This is a genomic window from Flavobacterium sp. Leaf359, assembly GCF_001423985.1.
Taxonomy (GTDB): Bacteria; Bacteroidota; Bacteroidia; order Flavobacteriales; family Flavobacteriaceae; genus Flavobacterium; species Flavobacterium lindanitolerans.
Window position 1 is genome coordinate 562,065 of record NZ_LMPW01000010.1, and the last position, 10,726, is coordinate 572,790.

A 10,726-nucleotide genomic window follows, 5' to 3' on the forward strand; every position below is an offset into this window, starting at 1 on the left:
CACTATGAATATGGAGGCCCCCAAGTCAAAGTTTAGATTGGCATTTTCCTCATCGCGATTTTCGCTATTGTGGAATTTTTTTAAAGGATTTCTGCTGTTGTCATTACTGCTCCGCATTGTATTTATGCTTTGGCAGATGAATGAAGTATCCTGGAGTCCAATAGCAGTAATAAGGACATTGGCTACCGGAATGTTTTTTGACATAGGGGTAGTCGGTTTTGTGGCCTTGCCGGGAATCCTTTATCTGTTACTGTTTCCAAATCGTTATGTTGGTTCCCGATTGGACAGATTTCTTATTTATTTTTTCTTTTCATTGACAGTGCTGTTGTTGGTATTTGTGTTTTTTGCAGAAATTACTTTCTGGGAAGAATTCCGTACCCGTTTTAATTTTATTGCTGTCGATTACCTTATTTATACGCACGAAGTTGTCAGCAACATACAGGAATCCTATCCGTTGCCCTATCTCATTTCGGGAGTGGCGCTGATTACCTTTTTGATTGTCTTTTTGTTTCAAAAGAAAGGCATTTTTGCCTGGACATTTGCAGCAAAGGCCAGTATAAAAGAAAAACTTTCGGTATTTGCTGTTACTGCTGTGCTGTTGACATTTTATATCGGATTTATAAAAAATACTCAGGCAGAATGGTCCTCCAACCGTTATAATAATGAGATTTCCAAAGCAGGAATCTATTCGTTTTTTGCAGAGTTTCGCAATAACCAGATGGAATATACGCGGTTCTATACTTCTATTGATGCGAAAAAAGCTTTTGAAATTGCCAGAGAGCAGGTCAAACAATCTGATAGCCGTTTTTTAAAGGAGGGCACCACTATCCGAAGAGATATAACAGATGTGCAGCCTTCTGATGCGAAACCGAATGTGGTTTTTATACTGATGGAAAGCATGAGTGGCAGTTTTATGAAAGAATTCGGCAATGAAAAAGGCATTACGCCCTATATGGATAAACTGGCACAGGAAAGCATTTTCTTTAGCAATCTTTATGCTACCGGAACCCGAACAGTACGCGGAATGGAAGCTGTAACGCTTTGCATACCGCCTACTCCCGGACAGAGTATTGTAAAGCGGCCAGATAATCAGGGACTTTATACGGTTTCTAATGTTTTTAAAGCTAAAGGCTATCAAAACAGCTTCTTTTATGGTGGCGATGGCTATTTTGACAATATGAACAGTTATTTTGGCGGAAATGGTTTTACTATATACGACCGCGGCAGAGGAAGTGTATTGAGTGATAAAATCAAAACCCGGCGATATAATATTGATGATAACGAAGTGACTTTTGAAAATGCATGGGGAATCTGTGATGAAAATATTTATGACAAAATGCTGAAAGTGGCAGATGAACATTATGCTGCCCAAAAACCGTTCTTCAATTTTGTCATGACCACTTCCAACCATAGGCCATATACCTATCCGGCGAACAAAATCGATATTCCTTCAGGGACGAATAGGGATGGTGCTGTGAAGTATGCAGATTTTGCATTAGGGCAGATGCTGGAAAAGGCAAAAAGTAAACCATGGTTTAAGAATACCGTTTTTGTAATTATAGCCGACCATTGCGCCAGTAGTGCAGGAAAAGATGAAATTGATGTCGCAAATTATCATATTCCGGCTTTTATTTATAATTTGCCGGGCCAAACACCGGAAAAAATTCAGCAGCAATGTTCGCAGATTGACTTGTTTCCGACCTTATTTTCAAAACTACATTGGAATTACCGTTCTAATTTTTTTGGGAAAAATGTTTATGATAAGGAATATACAGAACGGGCTTATGTGGGAACCTACAGAAAGCTGGTATATATGAAGAAGGAAAAAGCCATGATTTTATCCGACCAGAAAAAACAGGCTTTTTATGATTGGAACAAAGAAACCAATGAACTTAAGCCTATTCCAATGGACAAAAAGTTTTTGGAAGAAACCATTGCGGGTTATCAGGCCGCCGATTATTTATTTACAAACAAATTGCTTAAAGAATGACATACATTCATTTTATAGTTAATCCCATTTCCGGGAAAGGAAAACACAGCATCACTAAAGAATTTCTGGAGCATTATTTTCCGGAAACCGATTTTAGGCTTGAAATAGACTATTCCAACTATAAAAAACACGCAATAGACTTAACAAAAAAGGCAATAAGTCAGAAACCTGATATTATTGTAGCCTGTGGCGGTGATGGAACAATCAGCGAAATAGCTTCTCAGTTGGTCAATAGCAATATAAAACTTGGAATTATTCCTGTAGGTTCCGGAAATGGCCTGGCTTCAAATCTTGACATTCCGAAAAATATAACGCAGGCTATCGAAATCATAAAGAAACAAAAATCAGTCGCGATTGATTCCGGCAGGGTAAACCAGCATTGCTTTTTCAGTAATATGGGACTTGGCATTGATGCCATGATTATCAAGAAATACGAGAGTACAAAAAAACGAACACTTTCGGCATATGTGAATGCTTCTCTTAAAGCAAGTTCCCAGTACAAGCCGCAAAAAGCAATATTGCGGTATAATGGTAAAGAGCATTTTGTTGACCCGTTTTTGCTTTTTATTTCGAATTCCAATGAAATGGGTTATAACATGAGCCTTACGCCAAAAGCCAGTCTTTCTGACGGCTATTTGGACATGCTGTATGTGCCGCGTATCGGTTTTTTGGAAAAGATGTTTTTTGGCGGATTGGTTGTAGCCAAACAATGTGAAAAATTCAAAAAAGCAGAACACGCCATGATTCAAAGTTTAAGCGCTGAATTGCCGGACAGAATTTTTACTGATGTACAAATCGATGGCGAATATCACAGGTTGGAAACCAATAAAGTACAGGTAGATATTTTGCCGAAATCCCTCAACGTATTGGTAGCATAATGATTGACTTTTATCAAACTGTAGCATATGAATATCCTGGTAGCTGAAGATGAAATAGGTATTTCAAACTTCCTCAAGCAAGGGCTTGAAGAAGAAAATTATACGGTGACTGTGGCCTCCGATGGCGAAAAAGCACTGCGACTTGCCCTTTCACAACCTTTTGACTTATTGTTACTGGATTGGATGCTTCCCAAATTATCAGGAATAGAAGTTTGCAAATCATTCCGCAAAACCGGCAGGACAGCCCCCATATTATTTCTGACAGCCAAAGATACCGTACAGGAAACTATCGAAGGACTTAAGGCAGGCGCCAATGATTATATCAAAAAACCATTCAGTTTTGAAGAGCTTCTGGAACGTATAAAAGTGCAGTTTCGTTCTGCTGTTGCAGAAAATAATTATGTGTTAGGGCCTATCCATTTGGATAAAGAAAAACATCAGGTTTTTATCCATAATGAAGAAGTCTACCTCACACAGAAAGAATTTTCACTTTTAGAATACCTCATCAAAAATAAAGGCACCGTATGCAGCAGAAGCCAGATTATCAAAGAAGTGTGGAACATACATTTTGATTATGAATCGGGAGTTATAGATGTATTTATCAATTCCATACGGAAAAAACTTGGGTTGCGAAAAGAAGAAGACTATATCAAAACTGTGCGTGGAATTGGCTATATTGCAAATGAAATCTAGCCAATTATGTCCTTGTCTTTCAGAAACAGAATAGCTGTATACAACCTTATCAGCGCGGCAGCACTTATTGCCGTTGTTTTTGGAATAGTCTATTCTGTAGTTCGGCTTTCAGTCAATTATGACATCAATCACGATCTCGAAACAGAAATCCATTACCATCAGGAATTTGTAGAAAGCCAGCCAATTAATCACCTCATGCTCGTTGAGCCCAGCGAATGGGAGGAAAGCGAGCACAATGAAATTAATGTCAATCCTGTATTTGTGCAGATTTTTGACAGCAAGGGCCGTTTTTATGAAAAATCCCGAAACCTCAAAGATGAAACCCTGGAGTTAAAGTTAGGTGAAGAAGAACCCTATACGGTAGATACTTTTTTGGCGGATATTCCCATAAGACAAGTGCAGGCACCTTTGATAAGCCATGGGCATACAGTGGGCTATGTTATTATAGCCATGTCAATGGAACAGGAACTCAGGCTTCTGGACAATTTAAGTAATGTGCTTCTTATTGCCTTCTTTGCCGTATTGATGGCCTTGTTTTTTATTACACGCTTTATTGCTGGTAAAAGTATCAGGCCGGCGGTAGATATTATCAATACGGCCAGCAAGATTACAAATAACAATCTGGGTCAAAGAATAGAACTTCCTAAAAACAAAGACGAACTTTTTGAATTGGCAACTTCCATAAATCAATTGCTCGACCGTATAGAGGACGCGGTGGCACGGGAGCGCAAATTTACTTCTGATGCTTCCCATGAATTGCGAACGCCTTTGGCTGTCATACAGGGAACTCTGGAAGTGCTGATAAGAAAACCGCGAAATAGTTCAGAATACGAAGAAAAAATACAATACTGTATCAGTGAGGTAAATCGCCTGAATGATTTGGCAGACCAATTATTACTGCTGGCCCGATTCGAAAACCAGAAAGCGGCGGTGCAGATAGAAAATATTGAATTGGATGAAATCATACTTCAGGTTTTGGAACGCTATTCCTCAAGAATTGCAGCTAAGAACATTGCTTTGAGTTTCGAATTCAGCGACCATTATAAAATACGCTCCGATGCTTATTTAGTATCGGTTATCATTGAAAACCTGATTTCAAATGCTGTAAAATATACCAAAGAAAAAGGCAGGATTGTCATTACGCTTCACGAATCAGAGGGTAAAATAGCCTGTCTGATTGCCGATAGCGGTGTTGGAATTGCTCCGGAAGACCTCCAGAAAATTTATAACGAATTTTTCCGTGCCGAAAGCCAGCGTCAGGCCATTAAAGGTACGGGACTTGGTTTGTCTATTGTAAAGAGATTGTGCATTCTACTCAATGCAGAATTAAATATCCAAAGTGATTTGGGTAAAGGTACAACAGCCACAGTACTGTTTGATGCGGCAGATTATCGTGAAACAATATAAAAATCACGTTCTAAACGTTTTTTATGGCTCTTTTTTGATTTTGGAACCGGATTCATGTCAACGGTGAGCAGTTTTTCAATTTTATAGTCCTTAAATGTTTCCCGAAGCCTGGTGGTATCATCTATGTTGACGAGCAATCCAAACCGATTTTCCTTTGGAATTTTAATTTTACCATTGTTTATTATTAAAGGAATCGGCTCTCCATATTCCCAAATCATTTCAGGACAATAATTTTGCAGGTCATAAATCTTAATACGCTCTTTCGCTTTGACAGCATGAAGTTTTTGAGGCGAATAATAATCCGGATTTCCTAAAAATGCGCCAATCAACGGCAGGCCAAAAAACATAATGCAAATTTGGAAAGCGATAATGCTGTAAAAGACTTTGCCAAAATTGTTTTTTAGCAGTGACCGTATGATGATAATACCGCAAATTAGAGAAGCAATGGCTACTAAAACATACCATAACCAGAATCCATTCAGGGTTTTTAATACAAAAGGTAAAATAAAAGGCAATACTACAGCTATGATTCCAATCAGACCGAAAGCAAAATAAGCCATCCGTTTCTCATTTTTGGCCAGTGTTTTAAATTTTTCAAAAAAATATTCTATATAAAATCCGGTATTCAAAGCCATTGGAATCAGTACCGGAAGCAGGTATCTTGATTTTTTTTCAGGAATAAGCGATAATAATATTACGGATGCCAATGTCCACAATAGAGTAAATCGGTAAGCCTTTAGATTGGTAACACGGGTTTTCATGTAAGGATAGAGCAGGGCAATAAGGCTTGGGATGGTCCAGATGCCACTTTGTGTAAAAAAGCTCCAGTAATAGAAAAACGGGCGTGTGTTATAGCTCGCCCAACGTGATGCTTCTCTTGTGGTTGTTTCTAAAAATGATTCAGGGTCAGCAAACCGTACATACAAGGGCCAGGAAAGTCCTATGGCTGTACCTAATGCCAATACCAAAATACCATAATGCCATCGGCTTCTTACTTTAAATCCATACGTAAATCCATAGGCAATAAGAAAAGGAAGAAATAGTGCATATAACGAAATAGGTCCTTTGCTAAGAAAAGACAAGCCGAAGAATAATCCGGATAGTATTGCATTTTTGGCTTTTGTGGAGTCTTCCTGCAATAGATTCCATAAAAAATAAAGTGAAGCCATCATAAAGCTATGCGTATACATATCCCATTGGTTATCCCTGCCTCCAAAAAAGATATAAAAAGAAGTAATAAGAAGCAGTCCGTTTTGAAAACTCTGTTTTTTAGTCAGTTCCAGATTTTTGGAGAATTTATACGACATTAATACCAGAAATACTGTCGCAAACACTACAGGCAGCCGTAAACCAAAAAGACTGTCAAATCCGAATAAGATTCCCGCCAGAGCTGTCAGCCAGGTAGGTAAAGGCGGTTTTTCATAACGTGGCAGATTGTTAATTGTGGTAAGCAGCCAGTTGTTGTTAGAAACCATTTCGCGAGCCGTAATAAAATTTCGGGCTTCCATAATGTTGACATAAATAATATCAAGATGCGGAAGTAATAATGTCAGGCTAACAGCCAATAATAGGAGCGGATATTTATGAGGTAGCAGTTTTTTCATTTTTCAGGATAATTAGAATACTTCTGGAATAAATAATAATGCCTAAGAAATGCCCTGCAAAAAGAACGGGGTCTTTTCGGATAATGGCATAAGTAAGAATCAGTAATGAGCCAAAAAAACTAATTGTCCAGAAACCCAAAGGCAAAGACGATTCTTTTCTTTTTTCGGAATAAAGCCATTGATAGACAAACCGGAACGTAAAAAGTATTTGGGAGATGATTCCAAGCCATAACAGCCAAATCGGAATGTTTTCATTTTTTAATAGTCGGTCAAGGTCATAGGAATTATTGTTATATCCATAACCAATTAGCAGGACAGGAAAAAGGAGGATAAAGATGCGGAAAGCTTTGTGCAGTTTTTTCCATTCTCCCTGAAGCTGAAGGTTCCGAATATAGATATAATAGGTAATAGCCTGTCCGAGCATAATTGAAAAATCATCTCTCAAATAACCGTAAACAAATAGCAGGAAAGCGGCCAAGAGGCTAATTTGCCAGAACAATATAGGCGTGAGGATGCGTTTGTGTTTTTCAGAAATAATCCATTGGAGAACCAGCCGGCTCGAAAAAAGAATCTGCGCCGTAAATCCAATAGCATATATCAGCCACGAATTCATCCTTTACGGTTTATAGTGTAGTTGAGGTATTTTTTCTTCATCCACAAATAGGCAAAACAATCTTGTAAGGGACCTATTAATCTGTTCCAAAGATGAAATTTGGATACACCGGCTATTCTGGGAAAATGTTTGACGGGCACTTGCCTGATTCTGCCGCCTTGTAATAATACCATAGCCGGCAGGAACCGATGCAGACCATTGAACATAGGGATTTTTTTGGCTACATCCGTACGGATAATTTTTAGAGGACAACCCGTGTCGTCCATACCATCATGTGTGAAAGCACGACGTATTCCATTGGCGATTTTAGACGAAAGATTTTTGACAAAAGAATCTTTGCGGTTAGCACGCACACCGGTCACCAGCTCGTAACTGTCTGCATATTCCAAAAGAATATTGAAATCCATAGGGTCAGTTTGCAGGTCGGCATCAATATAACCTACCCAGGGAGTATTGGCCGTGTCAAATCCGGCCTTTATGGCTGCGCTAAGGCCATAATTTTTATCAAAAGAAATAAATTCAAAAGCATCCATATTGGAACAAATCTCTTCTATTATTTTTTGACTATTGTCTTTAGAGCCGTCGTTAACGAAAAGTACTTTTGCTTTTTTCCGGGCGTGTAGCATGAAACCGGACAGCTCCTGTTGTACTCTCAAAAGATTGTCTTCTTCATTATAAACAGGGATTATAATTGTAAGCTCAAAGTCCATTTTAGTGGTTTTTCTCTCAAATTTACTTCAAAATCAATGAAATAGAAGTCGGCTTAACATAAATTTTCCTTAAAGTTAATCTAAGAAGGAAAGCATTTCGCAGAGGGTTTCTTAAATTTATAGTAAACAAAAAAACAACCAAATCATGCGAATGCTCGTTACAGGAGCCGCAGGCTTCATCGGATCACATTTGGCCGAAAGATTGCAAGGTCTGGGTCATGAAACGATAGGTTTTGATAATTTTTCAAGCTATTATGCTCCCGAACTGAAAGAGCTGAATGCGGGAATACTTCAAGACAAAGGGATAGTCGTGCATACCTTAGACCTTAGGGATAGTAACGCATTAGCTGATAGGACACCGGACTTTGACTACATTTTCCATCTGGCAGCGCAGCCGGGCATTTCAACCGATTGTACTTTTGAAGATTATCTTTCCAATAATTTTGTCGCAACTAAAAATGTGATTGATTTTGCACTGCGTTGTAAAAACCTGAAACTTTTTGTGAATATAGCTACATCTTCCATCTATGGATTACAGGCTTCTTTTGATGAAGAAAAAGTACCGGAACCCGTTTCTTTTTATGGCGTTACAAAACTGGCAGCGGAAGAACTGGTTTTGGCGGCAAGCAGGGAACACAAGATTAAGGCCTGCTCCTTGCGGCTTTATTCCGTATACGGACCAAGAGAAAGACCTGAAAAATTGTATAGCAAACTTATAGCAGCTGCTTTTTCCGGAGAAGTATTTCCGCTGTATGAAGGCAGCGGTTCGCATTTGAGAAGTTTTACCTATGTTCAGGATATTATTGATGGTATTGTCAGTGTCATAGGAAAAGAGTCTCAGGTAGACAGCCAGATTATCAATATTGGTACTGAGGAAGAACATACTACGCAGCAAGGCATTGATGCTATAGAAAAAATTACTGGAAAAAAAATAAGGATTGAAACCGTGGCACCACGTCCCGGTGACCAGATTCGTACACATGCCGTAATTGGTAAGGCAAGAAAATTGCTAGGATATAATCCCGCAACTTCTTTCGAAGACGGACTAAGGGCGCAGGTAGAGTGGTATACCACCTATTTTGCCTGTGAAGAAACACCATAGGTATAATTAAATTGAAATAAAAAAGCCCTTGATTTCAAGAGCTTTTTTATTGTAGTATGCAGATTAATCTTCTGCCATAACGCCTGCTTTTCTGTAAATGAAGCTGCCGTAAATATGTCTTCTGGCAAAACGGCTTGGCGATTCTGCATTAACCATTTTGATATAAGTGTTTCTTGGTACGCCAATATATTCGTATGAATTCCCATCCAAATGCTGGATTACCAAAATCTGCTTCTCATAATAAAAATCATGGATATTAGACTTGGAAGTAGTTTCTTCATATTCCTCACGGTAACGCTCCTGGGTTTCCGGATTGATACTCACCAAAAAGTGATAGGCTTCAATAACCGATTTGCTCTTTTCCTCTGCTTCCAATCTTCCGGCTTCATCATCTACAAACTTATCCGGATGAGAATCCTTCATAGTATTTCTGTAAATGGTTTTTAATTCTTTTAGCGTTACGGTTTTGTCAACTCCCAAAAGCTTTCTGTGCTCAACAATTCTTTTCATAGTAATAGTACTTCCTTTTTTATCGGCTGCAAAAGTAGTTAAATTAGAATGTAAAATCCTAAGGTGTTCAGTATTAATTTGTAATGGTGATTGGAACTGATTTATAGCTAGTATAGATTTTACCGAAACACTCTTTTTGCTGTCTTTCTTAGATTCTTTGATTAATCAAATAATATCTTACCTTTTACTTTTAATTTTTGAGCTTCTTTCAAAATCTCTTTAGCCAAATTTTCATTTATAACTTTTATTTCGACAATTTCATTGTCATCAACTAATCTGTCTTTTAGTTTTTTAGCATCTGTTAACGACAAACTAGCTCTCTCGTTTAAAAGTTTTACGAATGGTATTTTTTTCATACCAACTTCCCATCCATCAAATATTATTTTTACCATTTCTTTCTGTTTGACTTGTAACTGTATAGGGTCTTTAATTTGATTTGCCATCGAAAAAAACAGGACTTAATTTTTCAAGCTCAATTTTAAGCAAACCTTTTTTATCTTCAATTTCTATATGAGCATTTTTATAATAACCTTTTCGAAGATTTTCATCCATCTAGATTTTCCCAACGTTTTTATTAATGTAATTAGAATAAGGTTGTTTTTTCTTAATTATTATCAAAACTCTGATGACCAAGTAACCCATATAAACAGCATTTGATTGTTATTCTAAATGCTGTTTTCAATAGTTTATTTTTTTTTAGCTTAGTCTGTGTACTAATTTGCTAAACTACTGAAATGCGATATTTTTGTTTACTTTTCTTCTTCTAAAGGTGGTCGAACATATTCCCCGCTGCGCAAAGTCTCCTGACTTTGAGCAATTAATAACTATTATAATTATCAAAAGAACTGTTTCTTAACACATCGATAACAGGATTATCAGCTTTTTCGATAGTCAAAATACCTTCGCCGTTTGCATAATTACTCGCACTCGAATAAATATAATCTGAAGCTTTTACAACAAGACCAGCATGAACAGGGTTCAAATGGATATAATTCAATTTTGACCACATAAATTTTTCTGAATAAATTTCTTCAGCATGATTTCCATATTGCCAGAACTGATAATTTTTGTTACGGCTATGAGATTCTGTGGCTGTTTTGAATCGTTCCAGCATCCATTCCCTTCGACTTTCAGGTTCTGCTTGGATTTTTTCTAAAATTGTTTTAGCAGTAAACTTCTTAAAATCCCTTATTAAATCGGACAATTTTCCATCTTTAGA

12 protein-coding genes are annotated in these 10,726 nt (G+C 37.6%); 5 read left to right on the forward strand and 7 right to left on the reverse strand.

The window, feature by feature from the left end:
* Positions 1–4: 4 nt before the first annotated feature.
* The 4 genes from ASG38_RS06740 to ASG38_RS06755 are packed head-to-tail and all read left to right on the forward strand — an operon-like array spanning position 5 to position 4,968.
* Positions 5–1,990, forward strand: coding sequence for an LTA synthase family protein (locus ASG38_RS06740; protein ID WP_056068420.1), 1,986 nt, complete (start codon positions 5–7; stop codon positions 1,988–1,990).
* Positions 1,987–2,868, forward strand: a complete 882-nt coding sequence (locus ASG38_RS06745; RefSeq protein ID WP_056068421.1) for a diacylglycerol kinase family protein — start codon at positions 1,987–1,989, stop codon at positions 2,866–2,868. The genes ASG38_RS06740 and ASG38_RS06745 overlap by 4 nt, the downstream gene beginning before the upstream one ends.
* 27 nt (positions 2,869–2,895) lie before the next feature.
* Complete coding sequence (locus tag ASG38_RS06750; RefSeq protein WP_056068422.1) at positions 2,896–3,561, forward strand: response regulator transcription factor; 666 nt, start codon at positions 2,896–2,898, stop codon at positions 3,559–3,561.
* 6 nt (positions 3,562–3,567) lie between these two features.
* Positions 3,568–4,968 carry a HAMP domain-containing sensor histidine kinase gene (locus ASG38_RS06755; protein ID WP_056068424.1) on the forward strand — a complete coding sequence of 467 codons (1,401 nt, stop codon included), beginning with the start codon at positions 3,568–3,570 and terminating at the stop codon, positions 4,966–4,968.
* Here ASG38_RS06755 and ASG38_RS06760 read toward each other — a convergent pair.
* From ASG38_RS06760 to ASG38_RS06770, 3 genes are read right to left on the reverse strand one after another with little or no spacing between them, the layout of a single operon-like run.
* On the reverse strand, positions 4,950–6,572 hold the full coding sequence (locus ASG38_RS06760; protein ID WP_235498572.1) for a glycosyltransferase family 39 protein: 1,623 nt from the start codon (positions 6,570–6,572) through the stop codon (positions 4,950–4,952). The two genes, ASG38_RS06755 and ASG38_RS06760, sit on opposite strands and share 19 nt — an antisense overlap.
* Positions 6,550–7,185, reverse strand: coding sequence for a lipid-A-disaccharide synthase N-terminal domain-containing protein (locus tag ASG38_RS06765; protein WP_056068426.1), 636 nt, complete (start codon positions 7,183–7,185; stop codon positions 6,550–6,552). The genes ASG38_RS06760 and ASG38_RS06765 overlap by 23 nt, the downstream gene beginning before the upstream one ends.
* Complete coding sequence (locus ASG38_RS06770; RefSeq protein WP_056068428.1) at positions 7,182–7,895, reverse strand: glycosyltransferase; 714 nt, start codon at positions 7,893–7,895, stop codon at positions 7,182–7,184. Before ASG38_RS06770 ends, ASG38_RS06765 begins: the two co-directional genes overlap by 4 nt.
* A 145-nt stretch (positions 7,896–8,040) precedes the next feature.
* Here ASG38_RS06770 and ASG38_RS06775 point away from each other — a divergent pair, with 145 nt between their 5' ends.
* Positions 8,041–8,997, forward strand: a complete 957-nt coding sequence (locus ASG38_RS06775; RefSeq protein WP_056068431.1) for an NAD(P)-dependent oxidoreductase — start codon at positions 8,041–8,043, stop codon at positions 8,995–8,997.
* A 63-nt stretch (positions 8,998–9,060) separates the two neighbouring features.
* Here ASG38_RS06775 and ASG38_RS06780 read toward each other — a convergent pair whose 3' ends face one another.
* From ASG38_RS06780 to ASG38_RS06790, 4 genes are all read right to left on the reverse strand, one after another.
* Positions 9,061–9,507, reverse strand: a complete 447-nt coding sequence (locus tag ASG38_RS06780) for a KTSC domain-containing protein (RefSeq protein WP_056068432.1) — start codon at positions 9,505–9,507, stop codon at positions 9,061–9,063.
* A gap of 161 nt (positions 9,508–9,668) precedes the next feature.
* Positions 9,669–9,899, reverse strand: a complete 231-nt coding sequence (locus tag ASG38_RS06785) for a hypothetical protein (protein WP_157486067.1) — start codon at positions 9,897–9,899, stop codon at positions 9,669–9,671.
* Between the two features lie 34 nt (positions 9,900–9,933).
* A complete protein-coding gene (locus tag ASG38_RS18370) occupies positions 9,934–10,059 on the reverse strand; it encodes a hypothetical protein (protein ID WP_255354193.1) in 126 nt (41 codons plus the stop codon).
* A gap of 265 nt (positions 10,060–10,324) precedes the next feature.
* Positions 10,325–10,726: transposase (locus ASG38_RS06790; RefSeq protein WP_235498573.1), on the reverse strand; the 402-nt coding region annotated here is incomplete at its 5' end.

Bases quoted from the DNA above. Each gene is read 5' to 3' on its own strand.
- ASG38_RS06755 (WP_056068424.1), top strand. From the start codon at position 3,568: ATGTCCTTGTCTTTCAGAAACAGAATAGCTGTATACAACCTTATCAGC.
- ASG38_RS06760 (WP_235498572.1), bottom strand. From the start codon at position 6,572: ATGAAAAAACTGCTACCTCATAAATATCCGCTCCTATTATTGGCTGTT.
- ASG38_RS06780 (WP_056068432.1), bottom strand. From the start codon at position 9,507: ATGAAAAGAATTGTTGAGCACAGAAAGCTTTTGGGAGTTGACAAAACC.
- ASG38_RS06745 (WP_056068421.1), top strand. From the start codon at position 1,987: ATGACATACATTCATTTTATAGTTAATCCCATTTCCGGGAAAGGAAAA.
- ASG38_RS06775 (WP_056068431.1), top strand. From the start codon at position 8,041: ATGCGAATGCTCGTTACAGGAGCCGCAGGCTTCATCGGATCACATTTG.
- ASG38_RS06770 (WP_056068428.1), bottom strand. From the start codon at position 7,895: ATGGACTTTGAGCTTACAATTATAATCCCTGTTTATAATGAAGAAGAC.
- ASG38_RS06750 (WP_056068422.1), top strand. From the start codon at position 2,896: ATGAATATCCTGGTAGCTGAAGATGAAATAGGTATTTCAAACTTCCTC.
- ASG38_RS06740 (WP_056068420.1), top strand. From the start codon at position 5: ATGAATATGGAGGCCCCCAAGTCAAAGTTTAGATTGGCATTTTCCTCA.
- ASG38_RS06765 (WP_056068426.1), bottom strand. From the start codon at position 7,185: ATGAATTCGTGGCTGATATATGCTATTGGATTTACGGCGCAGATTCTT.
- ASG38_RS06785 (WP_157486067.1), bottom strand. From the start codon at position 9,899: ATGGTAAAAATAATATTTGATGGATGGGAAGTTGGTATGAAAAAAATA.
- ASG38_RS18370 (WP_255354193.1), bottom strand. From the start codon at position 10,059: ATGGATGAAAATCTTCGAAAAGGTTATTATAAAAATGCTCATATAGAA.